16 protein-coding genes are annotated in these 20,417 nt (G+C 31.1%); 3 read left to right on the top strand and 13 right to left on the bottom strand.

All coding sequences use genetic code 11. The features are described 5' to 3' along the window. Positions 1–191: 191 nt before the first annotated feature. Complete coding sequence (locus EV195_RS07580) at positions 192–1,013, bottom strand: DUF1853 family protein (RefSeq protein ID WP_132794329.1); 822 nt, start codon at positions 1,011–1,013, stop codon at positions 192–194. Positions 1,014–1,095: 82 nt separating this feature from the next. Here EV195_RS07580 and EV195_RS07575 point away from each other — a divergent pair, with 82 nt between their 5' ends. Both EV195_RS07575 and EV195_RS07570 read left to right on the top strand, forming a co-directional pair. Then, positions 1,096–2,235 carry a vWA domain-containing protein gene (locus EV195_RS07575; protein ID WP_132794328.1) on the top strand — a complete coding sequence of 380 codons (1,140 nt, stop codon included), beginning with the start codon at positions 1,096–1,098 and terminating at the stop codon, positions 2,233–2,235. A 3-nt stretch (positions 2,236–2,238) separates the two neighbouring features. Beyond that, positions 2,239–3,702, top strand: coding sequence for an AAA family ATPase (locus EV195_RS07570; RefSeq protein ID WP_132794327.1), 1,464 nt, complete (start codon positions 2,239–2,241; stop codon positions 3,700–3,702). Between the two features lie 200 nt (positions 3,703–3,902). Here EV195_RS07570 and EV195_RS07565 read toward each other — a convergent pair whose 3' ends face one another. From EV195_RS07565 to EV195_RS07525, 9 genes are all read right to left on the bottom strand, one after another. Beyond that, complete coding sequence (locus EV195_RS07565) at positions 3,903–5,078, bottom strand: vWA domain-containing protein (protein WP_132794326.1); 1,176 nt, start codon at positions 5,076–5,078, stop codon at positions 3,903–3,905. 146 nt (positions 5,079–5,224) lie between these two features. Beyond that, complete coding sequence (gene miaA, locus EV195_RS07560) at positions 5,225–6,130, bottom strand: tRNA (adenosine(37)-N6)-dimethylallyltransferase MiaA (RefSeq protein ID WP_132794325.1); 906 nt, start codon at positions 6,128–6,130, stop codon at positions 5,225–5,227. A gap of 3 nt (positions 6,131–6,133) precedes the next feature. Next, the gene (locus EV195_RS07555) at positions 6,134–6,958 is read right to left on the bottom strand and encodes an ion transporter (RefSeq protein ID WP_132794324.1); all 825 of its coding nucleotides are present in this window, start codon (positions 6,956–6,958) and stop codon (positions 6,134–6,136) included. Positions 6,959–6,981: 23 nt separating this feature from the next. Then, complete coding sequence (locus tag EV195_RS07550) at positions 6,982–8,079, bottom strand: exonuclease domain-containing protein (RefSeq protein ID WP_132794323.1); 1,098 nt, start codon at positions 8,077–8,079, stop codon at positions 6,982–6,984. A gap of 74 nt (positions 8,080–8,153) precedes the next feature. Next, positions 8,154–8,822, bottom strand: coding sequence for a YggS family pyridoxal phosphate-dependent enzyme (locus EV195_RS07545; RefSeq protein ID WP_132794322.1), 669 nt, complete (start codon positions 8,820–8,822; stop codon positions 8,154–8,156). Next, positions 8,822–10,063 carry a DUF1015 domain-containing protein gene (locus EV195_RS07540; RefSeq protein WP_132794321.1) on the bottom strand — a complete coding sequence of 414 codons (1,242 nt, stop codon included), beginning with the start codon at positions 10,061–10,063 and terminating at the stop codon, positions 8,822–8,824. Before EV195_RS07540 ends, EV195_RS07545 begins: the two co-directional genes overlap by 1 nt. Before the next feature lie 3 nt (positions 10,064–10,066). After that, positions 10,067–11,011, bottom strand: coding sequence for an NAD(P)-dependent oxidoreductase (locus EV195_RS07535; RefSeq protein WP_132794320.1), 945 nt, complete (start codon positions 11,009–11,011; stop codon positions 10,067–10,069). A gap of 104 nt (positions 11,012–11,115) precedes the next feature. Continuing rightward, positions 11,116–12,180 carry a 3-phosphoserine/phosphohydroxythreonine transaminase gene (gene serC, locus EV195_RS07530; protein WP_132794319.1) on the bottom strand — a complete coding sequence of 355 codons (1,065 nt, stop codon included), beginning with the start codon at positions 12,178–12,180 and terminating at the stop codon, positions 11,116–11,118. Between the two features lie 10 nt (positions 12,181–12,190). Then, positions 12,191–13,252, bottom strand: a complete 1,062-nt coding sequence (locus tag EV195_RS07525) for an acyl-CoA reductase (protein WP_132794318.1) — start codon at positions 13,250–13,252, stop codon at positions 12,191–12,193. A 71-nt stretch (positions 13,253–13,323) separates the two neighbouring features. On the opposite strand from EV195_RS07525, the gene EV195_RS07520 reads away from it, so the two are divergent. Beyond that, positions 13,324–13,674 (top strand): 4Fe-4S dicluster domain-containing protein, encoded by a 351-nt coding sequence (locus EV195_RS07520; RefSeq protein WP_132794317.1) that lies wholly within the window; start codon positions 13,324–13,326, stop codon positions 13,672–13,674. Between the two features lie 49 nt (positions 13,675–13,723). Here EV195_RS07520 and EV195_RS07515 read toward each other — a convergent pair whose 3' ends face one another. The 3 genes from EV195_RS07515 to EV195_RS07505 form a co-directional block, all read right to left on the bottom strand. Next, positions 13,724–14,467, bottom strand: a complete 744-nt coding sequence (locus EV195_RS07515) for a class I SAM-dependent DNA methyltransferase (RefSeq protein ID WP_165915702.1) — start codon at positions 14,465–14,467, stop codon at positions 13,724–13,726. 68 nt (positions 14,468–14,535) lie between these two features. Further along, positions 14,536–17,352 carry a TonB-dependent receptor gene (locus EV195_RS07510; protein WP_132794315.1) on the bottom strand — a complete coding sequence of 939 codons (2,817 nt, stop codon included), beginning with the start codon at positions 17,350–17,352 and terminating at the stop codon, positions 14,536–14,538. 120 nt (positions 17,353–17,472) lie between these two features. Beyond that, positions 17,473–20,412, bottom strand: a complete 2,940-nt coding sequence (locus EV195_RS07505; protein ID WP_132794314.1) for a TonB-dependent receptor — start codon at positions 20,410–20,412, stop codon at positions 17,473–17,475. Between the last annotated feature and the right edge of the window lie 5 nt (positions 20,413–20,417).

Raw genomic sequence — 20,417 nt, 5'->3', positions numbered from 1 at the left:
ATGAGTTTCGACTATAATGGTAGGGTATTTTAAAACTAAACTGTCATTATACTATAATAACCCCTTTAATGTTTTTTACGTATGAAAAATACTAAACTATTAATCTACGCGAAATATCTTGTAGTGGCTTCAGTTGTAATCAGTGGATTGCTCTATTTTATGATTAGTCATTTTAAGAATATTCCTTTGATTTAGTGTTGCCACCAAACAACAAAAAATTTAGAAATGACTCCATTCGGCTTTTTCAACCAGCAGAGTGGAGCATTTTTTTGTTCTAAATATTCTGATAGACACGATGTGTAGCTCTCATAAGGTAACCATTCTACGTTTGCATGAGGTTTGACTAACCAATTAGGTTTAGATGGTATATAAAATTTACAATTTATAAACTGGTTTAATTCCTTTTCATAAATATAAAAACCTTCAATACATTTGTTATTTATCAGCGGGAACTTATTGTCAATTTCTGATATATGAGGAAACAATTGCGCTTTAAAATATACTCTTTGCTCAATATTTTTTACAGGAAGGTTATAAGTTTCTAGAATTTCTTTGGTTTTAGGATGATATAAAAGAGGAAGTTGTTTGTGTACAAGTTTTTCATATTTTTCATAAAAACTATCTCTACGATTAGGACCAATCCAGCGTTCCATTTCACTTTTCCCGGTAGAGGCGTCATAAAGATAAAACTTGTAAACAATTTCTAAATGAATGATTTTTTCATCTTTTGTTAGAATACAATCCAATTCCCCAACGGTAATTTTGTCATCTTGAATTTGTAAATTTTCTGTAATTATTTTTATTGAGCTGTCAAATAAAAGTTCATTAAAAACAAATTGCTCTACAAGTTTTCCTAAGCGTAATTTAGTATTAATTTTTAGTTTAAATAAATTAGTATAATTACTGTGATTATCAATTTGTTGTAATGATTTATTTAAAGTTTTAATCCAAAGTAAATTAGACTCACAGAATCCTTGATATTGTAGTTGTAACTCTTTTGTATTGTAATGCATCAAGTATTAAAATAATGCTAAAATAAACATATTACTAAACTACGAATTAGTTTAAAAAATCAAATAGCCGTATTTTTATAGTATGATTAATGAATTTAAAAAAGGCTTACGATTTGAAAAATACAAACCCGAAGATATTTCTCCGTTTGAAAAGTTGTTTGATATTTTTAAAGAACTAATAACCTACACTTCTGGTGATTTTGATGAAGCTTTTGAATGGCTAACTCAATTAGATAAAGAGTACAATTTAACTACTCCAGAATATACCTTAGATGATTTCCTCGAAGATTTAAAAAGAAAAGGATATATACGAGAGGAAATTGATACGACTAATCCTGACGGAAAAGGAGAAGGTAGTATTAAAATTACGGCAAAAACAGAGCAAGCAATTCGTCAAAATGCGTTAGACCAAATCTTTGGTAAACTCAAAAAAAGTCGACTAGGAAATCATAAAACAAAAGTTATTGGCCAGGGAGACGAACATACTGGTGAATTTAGAAACTTTCATTTTGGAGATGCATTAGATAGTATTTCAATGACTGAAAGCATCAAAAATGCTCAAATTAATAACGGAATTGGTAATTTCTCACTTACAGAACATGATTTGATCGTTGAGGAAACCAATTTTAAAGCGCAAATGAGCACGGTTTTAATGATTGATATTAGTCATAGTATGATATTGTATGGAGAAGATAGAATTACTCCAGCAAAAAAGGTAGCAATGGCTTTAGTCGAGCTTATTAAAACAAGATATCCAAAAGACACTATCGATATTTTAGTTTTTGGAAATGATGCGTGGCCAATATCAGTAAAAGAATTACCGTATTTAAAAGTAGGTCCTTACCACACAAACACTGTAGCTGGGTTACAACTAGCCATGGATATTTTGAGAAGAAAGCGAAACACTAACAAACAAATTTTCATGATTACCGATGGAAAACCTAGTTGTCTACGTTTATCTGACGGAAGTTATTATAAAAACAGTAATGGTTTAGATAGTTATATTGTTGAGAAATGTTACAACATGGCTTCACAGGCTAGAAAGTTGCATATTCCTATTACAACTTTTATGATTGCACAGGATCCGTATTTAATGCAATTTATCAGGCATTTTACACAAGCAAATCAAGGAAAAGCATTTTATACTGGTTTGAAAGGATTAGGAGAAATGATTTTTGAAGACTATGAACAAAATAGAAAAAAACGAATTAGAGGAAAATAGATTATGAATTATACAGATATAAAAACGTTAGGAGATTTAAAAAAATCTGGATACAAATCAGTTTCAATAAAAGAAGAGTTACGAAAGAATTTAATTCATAAACTAAAAAATCAAGAAACGGTTTTTGAAGGGGTTTGGGGGTATGAAAATTCTGTAATTCCTGAATTAGAAACGGCAATTTTATCTAAGCATAATATAAATTTACTAGGTTTAAGAGGACAAGCAAAGACACGTTTAGCTCGATTAATGGTTGGTTTACTAGATGAATATATTCCGGTAGTTGAAGGTTCTGAAATTAATGATGATCCGTTGCAACCTTTATCACGCTTTGCTAAAGAGTTAATCAAAGAAAAAGGAGATGATACACCTATAACATGGTTACATAGACGAGAGCGTTTCTTTGAAAAACTAGCAACTCCTGATGTTACGGTTGCAGATTTGATTGGAGATGTAGACCCGATTAAAGCAATGAACCTTAAGTTAAATTATGCAGATGATCGTGTAATTCATTTTGGAATGATTCCGAGAGCAAACAGGTGTATTTTCGTGATTAATGAAATCCCAGATTTACAAGCTAGAATTCAGGTTTCATTATTTAATATTCTTCAAGAAGGAGATATTCAAATTCGTGGATTTAAATTACGACTTCCGTTAGATATTCAATTTGTATTTACTGCTAATCCAGAAGATTATACCAATCGAGGAAGTATTGTTACTCCGTTAAAAGACAGAATTGGTTCTCAAATTTTAACACACTATCCGAAATCTATTGACATTGCTGAGAAAATTACTGCACAAGAAGCAAATGATCTTGAAAGTCAGAAAGAAACTGTTTATGTTCCGAAATTAGCGAAACGTTTGGTCGAGCAAATTAGTTTTGAAGCTAGAGATAGTGAATATGTTGACGTAAAAAGTGGTGTAAGTGCTCGTATGAGTATTTCTGTTTTGGAGAATTTAATTAGTACTGCAGAAAGAAGAAGTTTTCTTACTGAGGATGCTTCAACAACTGTTCGTTTGTTAGATTTTTTTGGTGCAATTCCGGCGATCACAGGTAAAATTGAATTGGTATACGAAGGAGAGCAGGAGGGTGCTGATTTTGTTGCTCAGAATTTGATAAATAACGCTGTAAAAACATTGTTTTTAGAGTTGTTTCCTGAGATAAAGAAGTTGAAAAAGGAAGACGAGAAAACACCTTATGATGAAATTGCTCAGTGGTTTTATTCAAGTGATGCAGTGGAATTATTGGATGATATGGATGATACGTATTTTAGGGCTCAATTAGATGTTATAAAGCCTTTAGATACATTAGTTGTAAAGTATCAACCAAATTGTGCTAAGGAGGATGTTTACTTTTTAAAAGAGTTTATTTTATGGGCTTTGTCAGAATTTAAAATTTTAAATAAGAAACGTTTTACAAAAGGATTTCAGTTTAATGATTCATTAGCAAATTATATTAGAGGGATTTAGTGTATATTTTATGTCTAAGGAAAATTTTAGAGCAATACTTTAATTATTGGTTTAATTTTATTTGTGTCTTTGTTTTTTTATATTGGTAATTTAAGAATCATTACTGATACGATACTACCTAAAAATTATTTATAAGATAAACAAAACCACCTCGAATCTTTAGATTTTTGGTGGTTCTTACTCAAAATCCCCGAGCAAACTTATTGTTTCTTTTCCGCTTGTTTTTTTAAGACATCTACAACTTTTTCACTAAAAGAAGCTTTGTCAGATGATAACTCTTTCTTTTTCTCTTTAATAAACTGTTTTCTTTTTTCAGACAATTCTATAAGCTGTTTTTCCTTTTTCTTACGCTCTTTTGTTAATTTTTCTAATTCTGTTTTTAGCACTGTTTTACTTTTTCCTTTCAATTCTTTTGGTAATTCATCTTCAGCTATTTCTTCTAAATCTATTTTTCCTTCTGCATAATCACTTATAATTTCTTTATCTCCCATCCATGATTTTCTACCAGATTTACTCATTTTATAATCGGCTCTAGCACTGTTAGATGTTTTTGTGCTTTTTTCATACACTTCCATAGATTTAGCCTTTTTATTGTAATTAACGGCTTGCTCAGTTTCATTACCATAGTACATTCTAGAGTTGTCTATAGATTGTGATACTTTGTATATTTCATCGTCATAAGGCGTAGCAATTACAATATCAGAAGCATTTTGGTCTAACTGCATAAACTCTCCGTTGGTACAATTTGCCATTTGTTTAAAGTGGTATATAGCACTTTTACAACTAGTTCCTAACTTAATAGTGTTAATGGTAATTCCTTTTTTTGCAGCTTGTTTACAGCTTTCAGTGTATTTAACATCGTCTTGATAATCCATATGAGGAGGGCAATCACCAACTACAAAAATGGTTCGGTAGGTGTTAGCCTTGGTAGACCATTTCATATCGCTTATTGCTTCATGTAAAGCCTGATTAACACTTTCTGGTGTATCACCACCACCTGCGGCATTTATCTTTAACAAATCAGAATATACCTGATCTAAATCGGTAGTTAAAGAAATTTGCTTGGTAACAAATCCATCACCACGATCTCTGTAAAAAACCATTCCTAATTTAAGATTGTCTACATCTCCGCTTTGAGCTAACTCAGAAACGATATCCCAGATTTTTTCTTTTGCAGTACCAATTAACCCACTCATGCTTCCGGTAGCATCTAAACAAAAAACAATTTCTACATCTTTTGTTTTCTTTTTCGAATTCTTAAGATCATTAGTAGCATAAGCTGTAATAATAACTTCGTTTTGATTTTCTTTTACATTGTTTTTACAGCTTACGGTTCCAAAGGTTAACAATGCAATACATATTAGTTTATTCATCATTTTTTTTCTTCAAATCTAATGACATGATAGTGTTAAAACAATGAATATTGAGTGATTGGGATGTTTAGTTGAGTGAATGAGACTAAATGAATGAATAAGTTCTTCAAACTCTTAATTTGAAGCTTTATTTTATAATTGTTAGACTTTTAAGCAGGTAATAAAAGTTCAATTTTTTGGATAATGGTTGATATATCTTCTTTAAAATCGAACCATAATGTAGATTCATCTCTCTTAAACCAAGTTAATTGACGTTTGGCAAAACGACGAGTATTTTTTTTAATTTCTGAAATGGCAAAATCCAACTCCCAATTTCCATCAAAATACTCGAATAGTTCTCTATAACCAACAGTTTGTAGTGCATTTAAATCTTTGTGAGGATACAATGCTTTCGCTTCTTCCAACAATCCGTTTTCGAGCATAATATCGACTCTGCGATTAATTCGATCGTAAATAATTTCACGATCTGCTTTTAATCCAGCTTTTATGGTCTTAAAAGTACGCTGCTTCTTTTCTTTATTGATAAAAGAAGAGTAGGGAAGTCCAGTTCCAATACAAATTTCTAAAGCCCTAATAACGCGATGAGGATTGTCAATAGCAATAGTTTGATAAGTAGTACTATCTAATTCTTTTAATTTACGTTGCAAAGAACCGATTCCATTAGAATTCAATTCATCAGTTAGGTTTTCTCTGATTTTTGGATCCACATCTGGGAAATAATCAAATCCTTTGATAACAGCATCCACATACAATCCACTTCCGCCAACCATAATTTGAATAGGATTTTGTTGAAAAAGTTCCTCTAGTTTTACTAGAACATCTTTTTCAAAAATACCTACATTATAATCTTCAAAAACACTTCTATTTTGAATAAAATGGTGTTGTGCAGCAGCTAATTCATCTGGTTCAGGAACAGCGGTTCCAATGCTCATTTCTTTGTAAAACTGCCTAGAATCGCAAGAAATGATATCTGAGTTGAAATGTTGTGCTAATTGAATACTTAGAGCAGTTTTTCCAATAGCAGTTGGTCCTACAATAGTTATAAGTGTATTCATTAGTTACTCATTCAGTTTATGTCCACAATGATGACAAAAAATAGCTCCATCAACATGTCTTTCTGTAGCACAGCTAGGACACGACTGTGTGTTTAAATTTAATTCGTGACTTTTTGCAATTTCAGAAGAAACAATTCCAGTAGGTATTGCAATAATAGCGTATCCTAAAATCATAATAACACTTGCTATAAACTGACCTAAAGGAGTCATTGGAGCGATATCTCCAAAACCTACAGTAGTTAAGGTAACTATAGCCCAATATACACTTCTTGGAATACTTGTGAAACCATTTTCAGCACCTTCAACCAAATACATGATAGAGCCTAGAATAATGCAAACTATCAAAACAAAAAACAAGAAAACAAATATTCTTGCTCTACTTGCTTTTAAGGCTTTTGCTAAGTGTTGTGATTCTTGTACAAATCTGGCTAATTTTAAAATTCTAAATACTCTTAATAGGCGAAGAGCTCTTAGGGCAATTAAACTGTGTGTTCCAGTAAAAATTATCGATAAATACTTAGGAATGGTTGATAGAAAATCAATTAAACCGTAAAAGCTAAAGATATATTTTGAAGGCTTACTAATGGAAATAATTCGTAAAATATATTCTATAGAAAATAAAACAGTTATAACCCATTCAGCAATATTTAATTCGTATGTGTATTTTTTACCGATAGTATCCACACTTTCAAGCATTACTAATGCAATACTAACAATTATAGCTACTAATAAAATAACATCAAATAATTTTCCCGCAGGAGTATCTGCTTCATAAATAATTTCATGAAGTCGTTTTTTCCAACTTAATTGTGATTGATTTTTAGCCAAACTTATTCGTTATAGAAGCAATATTACAAATTATTTTCTAGTTCGTAGCGTACAATTTGACCCACAGAATTGTTTAATAAATAATTTTTAATGATTGTTTTTGCTAACGATTTATTTTCTATAGTAGTTAAAAGTTTCTTTAACACATCTAGTTTATTTCGTTGATACGACAAATTGGTAAAAGCATAGCCAATAACATCGTTTTTTTCAATTAAAATAATTAAGTTTTCTTCTGGAATTCTTCCTTTTTCAACAATTAAAAAATGATCGTGATTAAAATCTAACTCGGTTAGTTTTCTTTTTCTGATTAAGTTGTATTTAGGTTTAATATTATCGAGTTCTAAATAATATTTCAACCTAGTAAATAACTGACTTCCTGATTCTTGATACGTTACTGTGTCGACCTTTGTTTTTATTTTTTGAGCTCGTTTATTATCTTTTAAAAAGAGCTTAGTAACTTCTAAACGAATGTTTTTTCCTCTACCAATAAAAATTACATTTCCGTTTTCATTGTGGATGTAAAAAACGCCTTCTTTTTCAGGAAGTTCTTCTAGAATTCCGTTAATTTTTAATTTGTGATTACGATTATCAACAAACTGTATAGTTCTTTGTAAAATTTTCTTGTCGTTATCCTTATCTAATAGTAGTTTAAATAACTTAACAGTTGCCATAGCATCTCCGCTAGCGCGATGACGATCGGTAACAGGAATTCCGAGAGATCTACATAACTTACCTAAACTATAAGAATCTTGATCCGGAATTAACTTCTTGCTCAACTGAACAGTACATAAACTGTCTCTAACATAATCGTAACCTAATCTGCTATATTCTGTTCGAAGAATTCTATAATCAAAAGAAGCATTGTGAGCAATAATAACGCATCCATCTGTAATTTCTATGATTCGCTTAGCTACTTCATGAAATTTTGGTGCATTACGAAGCATATTATTATTTATACCTGTAAGCTTTACAACAAATTCTTGTATTTCTTTTTCTGGATTTACTAAAGAAATAAATTGGTCTACTACAGTATGTCCATCGTATTTATAAATGGCAATTTCAGTAATTCCTTCTTCGTTAAATTTTCCCCCAGTAGTTTCAATATCAACTATAGCGTACATGCAATCCCCTCCTTTTTAAATTAGTAGCTATGAATTGGCAAATATAAGCAAATCAAACAGCTATAAAAAAAAAGTTAAGATAAGTAGTTACGAACACCAAAAATAGAACTTCCAATTCGTACCATTGTACTACCACATTCTATGGCTAGTTGGTAATCTCCACTCATTCCCATAGAAAGAATTTTAGGGTGCAAATTGTCTTTAGATGTTGATTTTATTGAGTTGAAGTAGTTTTGTAATGACGAAAATTCGTTTTTTATCTGATGTTCATTATCAGTAAAAGTAGCCATTCCCATTAAACCAACTACGTTGATATTTTGTAAGTTATTGAATTCTTCAGAATTTATTATTTCTGAAATTTCATCAAATGAAAGTCCAAATTTAGTCTCTTCTTCAGCAATATGTGCTTGTAATAAGCAGTTGATAACACGATTATGTTTTTGCGCTTGTTTATTAATTTCTTTAAGTGTTTTAAAACTATCTACACCATGGATTAAACTTACAAAGTGAGCCATATACTTCACTTTATTTCGCTGTAAATGGCCAATCATGTGCCATTCAATATCTTTTGGTAACGCATCATATTTAGTTACCATTTCTTGCACTTTATTTTCTCCAAAAACACGTTGTCCTGCATCGTATGCTTCTTGCAAGTCTGCAATTGGTTTAGTTTTAGAAACAGCAACTAGAGTTACGTGTTTTGGAATACTATTTTTAATTTCTTGTAAATTATCTTTTATCATTACAATATTTCATATATGGTTAAAGCACTTCGTAACTTAGGTTCTATGTAAGTGGTTTTTGGAGGCATTACCAAGCCTTTATCTACAATAGTCTCTAACTCACTAATAGTAGTTGGTAACATTCCAAAAGACACTTTAAAATCACCACTATCTACTTTTGTTTTTAACTCCAATCCATCTGATTTATCTTGAGAATAGATGATTTTAGAGTCATCACGAATATCATCAATCCCTAAAATAGGCTTTAGTACAGTTCTAAATAGAATTTCCGCATCCAATTCACTTAGTTCATCAGTAAACTCATAGCCCGATTTACGAAGGTATAATGCATAAAATTCACCTTTTAGGTACATGCTAAAATGATGCTTTTCCTTTGGCTTATACAATTCCTGACCTCTGTTTTCAATTCGGAAATACGTATCTAATTCTATTAAAAATTCATCAGGAGTTAAGCCATTTAAATCTTTTATAAAGCGATTAAACTCGTAAATACTTACTTGATTATCAGAAAGCAAGTAACTCATAAAGAAGTTATAATCTTCGTTTCCTGTATGGTTTGGGTTTTCACTTGCTAAGTTCTTCGCTAAAATACATGATGAAGTTGTTCGATGATGACCATCGGCGATGTACAATGTATTAATTTTATCGAAAGCATTGATTAAAGCATCGATGTCTTCTTGCTCATTAATCACCCAAAGTAGATGTAAATCTTTATCGGAACTAGTAAATTCGTACTCAGCACGTTGAGATTTATATTTTTCAATAATTTCGTTTACAACATCATTTTCACGATAGGTAAGGAGCACAGGTTCTGCGTTAAAGCCTGTATTTTTTAAGTAATTCTCAAACATCAATTCTCTCTGCTTGAGTGTTCTCTCGTGAATTTTAATCACATCATTATGATAATCTTCAGTAGAAGTTCCTGCAATTATTCCTGAGAAAGAATGCGTAGCAGATTTTTTTTGATATACATACAAAGCAGGTGTTTGCTCTTCAGTAAATATTTCATTTTCTTTAAACTCCAAATACCTATTATGAACCAATTTAAAGCGTTTTTCACCTGTTACATCTTGTTTATGATATTTATACCCTGGATTTACAACGTGTAAAAATGTAAAAGGATTGAAAGCTAATTTAGCAATCAATTCATCTTCTGGGTACGTTTCATAAGATTTAGATGAAACTAATGCTACTTTGTCTCTAGTTGGACGAACTGCTTTAAATGGTTTTATTTTTGCCATAGTTTACGAAAGTAATGCTGTAATTTGATTTGCTAATTCGATACTAACTCGTTGTTGTGCTTCGTTAGTAGCATTACTAATTTTTGGTGATAGTGAAAGACTAGGATTCATTAACAACTGAATTTCTGGAGTAGGCTCGTTTTCAAAACTATCAAGTGCTGCGAATTTTACTTGTCCAGTATCAATCGCTTCAACTAAAGCAACTTCATCTAGCAAACCGCCTTTTACACAATTGATAATTCCTACACCATCTTTCATTTTTTTAAACTCACTTTCAGTTAATTTAAAATCGTGAGTATGTAAATGCACAGAAATGAAATCAGATTCTGTTAAAACTTCATCAAAAGCCACAGAATTCAAAGTAAACTGAATGGTTTGTCCGTCGAAAAACTCCATTTCTACTGAAGCTTCAGTTTCTTCAGGATCAGTAAACAGAACATTCATTCCCAAACCAATTGCAATTTTCGCAGTTGCTAAGCTACTATTGTTAACTCCGATTAAGCCTAAAGTTTTACCTTTTAGTTCCGTTCCGTTATATAGTTTTTGAAGTCCTCTAAAGTTCATATCTCCTTCTAGAGGCATTTCTCTGTTAGACTGGTGTAGATTTCTCACCATTCCTAAAAGATGTGCAAAAACTAATTCTGCTACTGCATTTGCGCTACCTTCTTGACTATTTACAACATGTAATCCTTGGTCTATTGCATACTGTACATCAACATTTTCCATAGAGGAGCTTCCTGATGCAATAAGTTTTAAACTCGGACAAGCATCTATAAGTTCTTGTTGAATTTGAGTCTTATTTTTAATTAAAATTGCATCAATACCATTATCATTTATAAAGTTTTCTAATTGCTCTTGAGCAACTTTAGTAATTAGTACTTCAAAACCTTTATCTTCTAATATTACTACACCTTCTTGTGTAATTCCTTCGTTTACTAATATTTTCATTTTTTGTAATAAATCATTTTGTGCGTCAAACTGAATTTATTTCAGTTTCTCAAATAATGAGATCCAGAAACTAGCGATACTTCGAGACAGAATGACAAGTATTTTTATGCTTTTCTTTCCAATTCTTTCATTACATCTACCAATGCTTGCACACTGTACAAAGGTAATGCATTATACATGCTTGCTCGATATCCACCAACAGAACGATGTCCTTCTAGTCCATTAATTCTAGCATCTAGCCACATAGTATTAAAGCGTTCTTGTAATTGTTCGTTTTCTAACACAAAAGTAGCGTTCATATTGCTTCTATCTTCTTTGTTAACTAACCCTCTAAAAAGTGGGTTTCTGTCAATTTCAGTATATAATAAATCAGCTTTCTTTTGATTAAGCTCTTCTATAAAATTAATACCTCCTAATTCTTTTAACCATTCTAAAGTTAGCATAGAAACATATACCGAAAAAACTGGCGGTGTATTATACATGCTGTCTTTATCTGCATGCATTTTATAATTTAACATTGATGGAACAACTCTACAAATTTTATCTAAGAAATCGTTTTTAATAACCACTAATGTTGCACCTGCAGGTCCCATATTCTTTTGAGCACCAGCATAAATTAAATCGAACTTAGAAAAATCTAACTGACGAGAAAATATATCCGAACTCATATCACATATCATAGGAACTTCAGATTCTGGAAAACTTTTCATTTGTGTTCCGTAGATAGTATTGTTACTAGTACAATGGAAATAATCTACATCAGTAGGAATAGTGAACTCTTTTGGAATGTAATTAAAGTTTTTGTCTTTTGAAGAAGCTACTTCAACTAAATCACCAAACAATTTTGCTTCTTCGATAGCTTTAGAACTCCATGTCCCAGTATTTAAATAAGCAGCTTTTTTATCAAGAAAATTATAAGCTGTCATTAAAAATTGAGAACTAGCTCCACCTTGTAAAAACAATGCAGTGTAACCTTTATCTTGAAGATTTAGATGTTCTAGAGCTAAGGCTCTTGCTTTTTCAATTACATCAACAAAAGGCTGACTTCTGTGTGAAATTTCAATTAATGATAAGTCGTCGTTATTAAAATTAATTACAGCTTCTGAAGCTTTTTTCAGAACACTTTCAGGTAAAATGCAAGGACCTGCACTAAAATTATGTTTCTTCATTACAATTTTATTAAATGGTTGATAAAAATTTTAAAGTGTTTACGCCGTCTGCGTAATCCCATAAATTTGGTTGTTGTGTTTGTCCAAATTTAACTTCGTTTTCAATAAAATCTTTGGCTACGATACATTGTATTTTATCTCGATCTTCGTAAAGTTTTATTTTTAGATCGTCAGTATTAGTATAATATTCATAAAAAACAGAGGCGATAGGAGAGGCGTAACTTTCATCTTCTTTAATCATTAGAAAACCATTTTCAAGAATATCAAATTCACTCATTAAATACACAGCCTTGTTATAATCGTAGTTATTAGCATATTTGGTATTGTTGATAATATCTTGTTTTTGAAACATTCCTCTAAAGAAAGCATCAAAATCAAAACCTTCAGGAACAAATAATTTAGATACAGAGCGACAACCTAAACCAAAATATTTAAACACATCTTCACTCAATGCTTCAAAATCACTTTCTGTTTCGTTACCTGTTATAACAGCAACAGAATTTCTATTCTTACGAATTATGTTTGGCTTGTTTTTGAAATAATATTCAAAATATCTGGAAGTATTATTACTCCCAGTAGCAATTACCGCATCAAAGCCTTCAAGTTTTTCACTTGTAAATTCTATTTTTCCTTTAAAATCTTCGTTTGATAACTCTAAATATTTAGCAAGAAACGGAAGTAAATGTTTATCGTTGCTAGATAATTTAGCTAAAACAGAATGACCAGAAATTAACACAGATAAAAAGTCATGAAATCCTACCAAAGGGATGTTTCCTGCCATGATAATGGCAACTTTCTTGCTAGAATTATCATTTAGATGCTCGTTAGCAATCCATTTTTGTATATTCTCAATAGTTAATGCATTCGACCAATTTTCACAAGCAAACAACAAATTTTCCTTAGTAAACCAAGTATTTGTTTCTTCCGCTAATTTTAATTGATGTTTAAAACCATCAAAAAATAAATCATTTAAGGCTACAGCTTCATTTCTTTGAATTTCTTTTCTAGAAAACTGACTTAAAAACTGCCCTAATTGTACAAACGAATCTATTCGTTTTTCGATTTTATCCATTTAAATTGTTTATAAATTAAATTGGCTTTATTTTTGCAACTGCAAAGTTACAAAACTGAAATAGATTAGCTATGGCGATTATTATAACAGATGAGTGTATAAATTGTGGTGCTTGCGAACCAGAATGTCCTAATACAGCAATATATGAAGGAGCAGAAGAATGGAAATATTCTGATGGTACTGATTTAGCTGGAAATATAGTTTTACCTAATGGAAATAGTGCTAATGCAGATGAAGATCAAGAGCCTATTTCTGATGAAATTTATTACATTGTTGCTGATAAGTGTACAGAATGTAAAGGTTTTCATGAAGAGCCACAATGTGCGGCAGTTTGCCCGGTAGATTGTTGTGTGCCAGATGAAGATAATGTTGAAACAGAGGAAGAGTTGTTAGCTAAACAACGATTTATGCATAACGATTAAATTCGATACGAATTATAAAAAAATCCCAAACACTTCGTTTGGGATTTTTTTATTTCTTTTGAGCCACAACTACATAGGTGTCAAAAGCATAGCTTTTTCTATCTATACTATTTAGTATTTCAAAATCATTTAATTCTAAAAATAATTGCCATTCATTTTTAGTAAATGCTCTAACTTCAGATTGATCTTCAGTAAGTAATATCTTTTTTTCTTCTTCGATTTTATAATAAGTAGCATTCCATTGAAACATGAAATTTTCTTTTTCAATAGTTGGTTTCATATAACTAGTTCTAGAATATAGTTTGTTTTGTATTTCTGCTTCATGAATTATTGTTTTTCCATCTTTTATAATAGGAAAAAAGCGATTGGCATCGATAAAATCAAAACAAAAAACTCCTTTTTCATTTAGATGATTCTTAATGTTTTGTATGGAGTTATGAATAGCCTTATTGCTTAGCAAATAGCTTGTAGTTCTAGCAGTGATAATAATAGCGTCAAAAGTTTGGTTTAAAGTAAAGTTGGTCATATCTCCTTTGTAAAAGGTACCACTTGGATTTCTTTTTTTAGAAAGTTGCACCATATCATCACTTAAATCCATACCATAATAACTTACTGAAGAATTGATAAAGTGTTTTGCTAAATGTCCAGAGCCACAACCAATCTCTAAAACATCTTTCTTTTGGTGTTCTTTGATAATAGTTGAGTAAAACTCAAATTCATCTTTATAATCAATAAACGTTTGATACATATCATCGTAGATATTTTCAAAACCATTAGAATATAGACTTTGCATAATAGGTACTTTAAAATAAAAAATGCTACTTTTTAAAAGTAGCATTTTTAAGAATACGAAGATTCTGGCTAAAACTTATAATTCAATGATAAATTAAACAATGTTCCCAACTGACTAAAATGGTAACCATCATACGTCATTTGAGAATAACGTTGGTTAAACGTTATTAAGTTTGATTGCTCCTTTACTAGAGCAGGATCAGCTAAAATAGCATCTCCAGCAGCGTTTTGAGAAACAAAACTCCACTCTGGTAATACATTAAAGATGTTATTAATGTTAGCAGCTATCGTTATGTTTTTTGTAGCGTTATAATTGATTCCTAAGTCGGTAACAACTTTTGGAGTAAATTCAGTTCCTAAGTTAAAATTACCATTAGCATCTGTACTTAATCCTTGTTGGAAAAATTCTGTTTTTCCAAAATAAGTGTTATTTAAAGAGAAACTAAACTTATCAATGTCGTAAGTAGTTCCTAAAATCCATTTAGTTCTTGGTCTAGAAGTGAAAAATAAAGCTTCTTGAGTTTGGTTTACAACAGATTGTCCAGCATTTGCAACAATAGTTGGATTTTTAACAGCTCCTTCTCTTTCATTCTGAATAGTATAGTTTCCTGATAAGTTAAATCCTAATTTACCAGTTCCTACTTCAAGATTAGAGTATCCTATTACAACATCAATACCAGAAGTTCTTGTATCTATTGCATTTACAAAAAAGCTTAAATCACTTAAATTATTAGTATCTAAAACTTGATCTAGTGTAGTGTTTCCTGCAGCAGTTCTACCAATCTCAGTACTTAATACAATTCTGTCTTCTACTTGAATGTTATAGTAATCTACAGTAAAAGAGAAGTTTTTAAAAGGTTTACCACCAATTCCTACCGTAAAGTTTGTTGATTCTTCAGCTGTTAATTTAGGAATTCCTAAGAAACGAGCCTGAGGAGAAATATTATTCACCAAACCACCCACTTGTATTCCTTGTCCTGGAATAAAGCTATACTGAGCTTTTTGCGTATAAATTTGATGTAAAGTTGGCGCTCTAAACCCAGTAGAAACAGAAGCTCGTAACGTATATTTATCTTCCATAAACTTATAACGAGAACTAGCTTTCCATACAAATGTACTTCCGAAATCAGAGAAGTTTTCGGCTCTTACGGTACCATTTAAAAGGAAATCCTCATTAATATCCCACGCAACATCAAAGTAACCTCCTAAGTTGTATCTATTGAAGTTACCAGAGTTTTCTGGTCTGTTTCCTGCAAAAGAATCAGCACCACCACCATCATATGAAGCTAAACCACCCTCAATTACTTCAAAGTTTTCGGTTCTAAACTCAGCACCAACAGCAATTGCTACTTGATCTGAAAGTACTTTAGAAATATCAATATTTCCAACGATATGGCTAAAAGAAGTTCCTCCTGGATCAAAACTTAAAGGACTATTTTCTCTGTATAACTGCGTACTTTCAGTAGTTTCACCTGGATCAACAACACCATTATTATTAGCATCTACCCAAGTTGCAGGAGATAAAACTACATTTCTGTTATGTGAGTTACTAACTGTGTAGGTTTGAGTGTTGCCTCCAAAAGTTGCACTGGCATCAACATTCCAACCATTAATTTTAGATTTGAATCCTAATGTAGCGTTGAAATCATTCAAATCACCTTCAAAAGTAGGAACATATCCGTCGTAACCACCTGGATTTGTTGGATTAGAACCAGGAAAGAAATTTTCTAAATAAGGAAAATCTTGAATATCTCTCCAATATGGAGTTCTGTAGTTAGCAAAACTGTTTACCTTTTTATAAACATAAGCTGCATTAAAATACATATCTGTTTTATCACTAACATCAACACTACCATTTATTAAAAATTTTGCAGCAGTAGTTTCTGGAGAACCATTAATATTTCCTGCATCTGGACGTCTAGATAAGAATTCTTGAATATCAGCTAGAGTTTCACCAGGTCTTGTTCCTCCGAAATCAGCAAACTCTCCTTCAGCATCAACAGTTCCTGGTCTATTAGCCAACGCAGTTTTTGAGAAATCTACCGTATAATTAACAAAACCACGATCACCAATTTTACTACCATTATTTACGTTAACACCTAACATTTCTCCGTCACCTTCACCAGTTATTCCTGATCTAAACGTAGCAGAACCATCTTTGTAGCTATCTTTTAAAATAATGTTCATTACACCTGCAATAGCATCTGAACCGTACTGAGCAGAAGCTCCATCTCTTAAAATTTGAATTGTTTTAATAGCATCAGTTGGAATTCCAGAAATATCTGCACCTGTTTCACCACGACCTGGAGAGGTTTGTGTGTATAATAATGCACTTAAATTTTTTCTTTTCCCGTTGATTAATATTAAAGTTCTACTAGGTCCCATATTTCTAATTTCATAAGGGTCTAATAAAGATGTCGCATCATTAACAGGAGTGTTAACAGTATTAAAAGATGGTATTTTATACTGTAATGCTTTGTCAAATGTAGTTTGACCTGTAGCTTGTAACTCTTTTACACCAACGATATCTACTGGTAAAGGACTAGAAGTGTTACTTCTTGCTGGTGTTCTAGTACCAGTTACTACTACTTCTTCTAATTGCTGACCTTCACTTAACACTATGGTTAAATTTGTTTGTCCATTAACAGCTACTTCTTTAGTTTCATATCCAGTAAAGGTTACAACTAAAACTGCATTTTCAGCTACTGTTAATTCAAAAGCACCATCAAAATTTGTTGATGTTCCATTTTTAGTTCCTTTTTCCACAATGTTAGCTCCAGGCAAAGGTTCATTGTTGGTGTCAACAACTTTACCAGAAATCTTTGTTTGTGCATACATTAACCCACAAAATAACGTGAGTATAAAACATAACTTCGTTTTTAGCATAATTAAATTGAATTAGATTATTTTAAGATTTTTATTGAAAATTAATCACTTAATTAACAATATGATTATACTATGTATAAGACGATGTGTTTTCTTTTATACTCTAAATTTTTAATTTTTTTAGAAGTTGGCAAAGATTTTACTGTAGTAGAAAGCACCATTACTTCCCATTTGAACCGCATCCCAAAGTCCACCACTATCAGTGTTGCCGCCTTGTTTGGTAGGATAGGTGTTGAATAAATTATTAGCTCCTAATTGAATAGAAAAATTTTTATTTAAAGCGTAAGAAATATGAGTATCTAAGGTATATTTTGATTTATAAGTGTCTGTAGCTGCTTGGAATCTCTCTTCTTCCGAGTTATTATAATTGCTTACAGGATTGAAAATTTGCCAGTCTAATAATTCAACACGACTAAACTTGGTAAGTGTATTACTTATAGAAAATTTACCTTGACTATATAGGGTATTTAAAATAATTTTGTAATCTGGAGCAGAGGCTTTCAAAAAGTATTGTTCTCTAGCACCAAAAAATATCTCAGAATCTAAATCTTTATAATTAATTCTTGTAATACGCATATTATTTAAATTACCTGTAAGATTTATTTTAAGGTCTGAAATATTCCACTTTTTAAGCCAGTTAAATTTAAAGTCAGTTCCGAAAGTCCTTGTGTTAACTCCGTTGGCAAAAAATTGAACATTTTCTGCATTTGTATTTAAAACCGTTGCATCAAAATTTCCGCTTAAAATTATTCTGTCTTTAATATATATATAATAACTATCGATTGAAAATGACATGGAATTTGAGATTCTATAATTGTAACCTAAACTATAATTTAGCGCTTTTTCTTCTCTTAATTTTTGGATTCCAAACTGTCTTGTAATTGGATTGTTATTTGCGATTAAGAAAGATTCTGTAGGAACATTATCAATATAATTAGTAAACTTTAAGTTATAGTAAATTTGAGCTAGAGAAGGAGCTCTAAAGCCTGTGCTAAATGAGAATCGCAGGTTTTGATTTGGCGCTACTTTAAAATTAGTTGCGATTTTGGTATTTAATGAGTTACCAAAATCACTATAGTTTTCATATCGAATAGCAGTAGCAAGAATCCATTTTTTTGTTACATCAATTTCAGTATCCAAATAGAAGCTAAAACTAGTTCGAGTTCTATCAACTTCGTTATTAGGAGCATATCCAGGAAAACCTTGAGACCCACCAGGTCTTATTATTCCGTTATAGACAGGAAGTTCGTTTGATGGAGTAGAAGCATTCACTGGATTACCATTTAGATCATAAGATAAATAGGAACTTTCTTCTCCAGCAAAAATTTTGTAATTCTCTATTTTGTTTTCTAAGCCTAAAGCTAAATGTAAGCCATTTAGGACGCCACTAAACTGTTTCGTTAAATCAATATTTGTTATATTCTGATTTAAACTATGACCACCAGCATCAAATTCATTTGGAGAATTTTCTAGAAGTGTAGCATTTAACGTTTCTTTTATATAATAATGAAAATAATTACTTCCATAGCTATTACTAAAATCAATATTCCATCGATTAAACTTCCCTTTAACTCCAACAGTAAACGATTTATCAGAAATATTAGAGGTGATTAGTGGATTAAAACCATTGGGATAAATACTTTGCACATTTCGTTCACTATCAAAAGGTCTTGAAAAAGCATAGGCTCGTGTATTTTTAAAATTGTAACCCCCATTAAAATATGCTTTAACCTTTGTAGATATAGGTGTTTCGGCATTTAAAAAGATACTGCTATTACTAACTGCAGCATCACCATAGTTTTTTCTAGTAATCGTACCTTCTCTAAAGGTATGTCCTTTAGTTAAAAACTCGGCAGATAAATTGATAAAACCATTTTTATTAAGAGGAGCTCCATAATTTACTTCTGTCTTGAAAGTTAAACCATCAATTACTTTTCTTTTAGAGTCTGAATTCATGTTTGCATTATAAAAACCCAAAGTTGAATTGCTACTTGTTATATTTGGATTGTCTTTTAAAACAATATTGATAACTCCTGCGATGGCATCTGATCCATATTGTGCAGAAGCTCCGTCTTTTAAAATTTCAATTCTTTTTATTGCAGAAGTTGGAATAGCATTCAAATCTGTACCGGAATTTCCACGACCTCTAGTTCCATATAGATTTATTAAAGAAGATTGATGTCTTCTTTTACCATTAATTAATACTAATGTTTGGTCTGGACCTAAACCTCTATATGTAGCAGGCACTATATGATCTGCACCGTCTGAACCAGATTGCTTGGTAGCGTTGAAAGAGGGAATTTCAGTTTGAATTAACTGATTTACTTCTAATAAGTCACTTTTTTTAGCAACGTTTTTTACTTCAATAATATCAGTAGAAACAGGAGAGTTTATAATTTTTCGTTTAGAATTTCTTGATCCCACAACCAATACTTCATCTAACTGAACTCCTGATTTTAAAATAATTTTTAAATACGATTGATTTGGAATTACTATTTCACTTGAAAAACCAACATGTGAAATTGTAAGTGAATTATTTTTTACTAGTTCTAGTTCAAAGGTACCATCTGTCCGAGAAATTGTTCCGTTTGCGGTATTATTTTCTATAACATTTGCTTTGTGAATTGGTTGATAATATCTGTCAAGAACCACACCTCGCACAATTTTTTTATTTGAAGTCGTATAATTTAGAATACTGTCTTTTTTCTTTGTTTGATGATTTGTAGCTGATGAGGAATCATTATTATAACCTATATGCTCTTTGGGCTTAAATACTACATAATAATTGTTCCCTAAATATTCTAACTCAAAAGGAGTTAGTTTTTTTAGAAGGAAAATAGCTTGTTGTAATGAAAGATCTTCAAAAGGTGTAATATCTATTGTGGCAGACTTAATAGTAAGAGGGTTGTAGGTAAAGTAAACATTATGCTTAACACTTATACTCTCTAAAGCATCAGCTAAAGGTATATAACTTGGCTCTTGACTGATTACATGAGTTGGTTTGAAAAAAAGAAATAGGAATACTACTGAAATCAAATAGTATGTATTTCTGTAAATCATTTTTA

The organism is Tenacibaculum skagerrakense (assembly GCF_004345825.1).
Taxonomy (GTDB): Bacteria; Bacteroidota; Bacteroidia; order Flavobacteriales; family Flavobacteriaceae; genus Polaribacter; species Polaribacter skagerrakensis.
Note: the sequence above shows the minus strand (reverse complement) of the source record. Positions and strands in the feature narration are given on the sequence as shown.

Bases quoted from the DNA above. Each gene is read 5' to 3' on its own strand.
- EV195_RS07540 (WP_132794321.1), bottom strand. From the start codon at position 10,063: ATGGCAAAAATAAAACCATTTAAAGCAGTTCGTCCAACTAGAGACAAA.
- EV195_RS07550 (WP_132794323.1), bottom strand. From the start codon at position 8,079: ATGTACGCTATAGTTGATATTGAAACTACTGGGGGAAAATTTAACGAA.
- EV195_RS07545 (WP_132794322.1), bottom strand. From the start codon at position 8,822: ATGATAAAAGATAATTTACAAGAAATTAAAAATAGTATTCCAAAACAC.
- EV195_RS07520 (WP_132794317.1), top strand. From the start codon at position 13,324: ATGGCGATTATTATAACAGATGAGTGTATAAATTGTGGTGCTTGCGAA.
- EV195_RS07565 (WP_132794326.1), bottom strand. From the start codon at position 5,078: ATGATGAATAAACTAATATGTATTGCATTGTTAACCTTTGGAACCGTA.
- EV195_RS07510 (WP_132794315.1), bottom strand. From the start codon at position 17,352: ATGCTAAAAACGAAGTTATGTTTTATACTCACGTTATTTTGTGGGTTA.
- EV195_RS07580 (WP_132794329.1), bottom strand. From the start codon at position 1,013: ATGCATTACAATACAAAAGAGTTACAACTACAATATCAAGGATTCTGT.
- EV195_RS07570 (WP_132794327.1), top strand. From the start codon at position 2,239: ATGAATTATACAGATATAAAAACGTTAGGAGATTTAAAAAAATCTGGA.
- EV195_RS07575 (WP_132794328.1), top strand. From the start codon at position 1,096: ATGATTAATGAATTTAAAAAAGGCTTACGATTTGAAAAATACAAACCC.
- EV195_RS07515 (WP_165915702.1), bottom strand. From the start codon at position 14,467: ATGCAAAGTCTATATTCTAATGGTTTTGAAAATATCTACGATGATATG.
- serC (WP_132794319.1), bottom strand. From the start codon at position 12,180: ATGAAGAAACATAATTTTAGTGCAGGTCCTTGCATTTTACCTGAAAGT.
- EV195_RS07505 (WP_132794314.1), bottom strand. From the start codon at position 20,412: ATGATTTACAGAAATACATACTATTTGATTTCAGTAGTATTCCTATTT.
- EV195_RS07525 (WP_132794318.1), bottom strand. From the start codon at position 13,252: ATGGATAAAATCGAAAAACGAATAGATTCGTTTGTACAATTAGGGCAG.
- miaA (WP_132794325.1), bottom strand. From the start codon at position 6,130: ATGAATACACTTATAACTATTGTAGGACCAACTGCTATTGGAAAAACT.
- EV195_RS07535 (WP_132794320.1), bottom strand. From the start codon at position 11,011: ATGAAAATATTAGTAAACGAAGGAATTACACAAGAAGGTGTAGTAATA.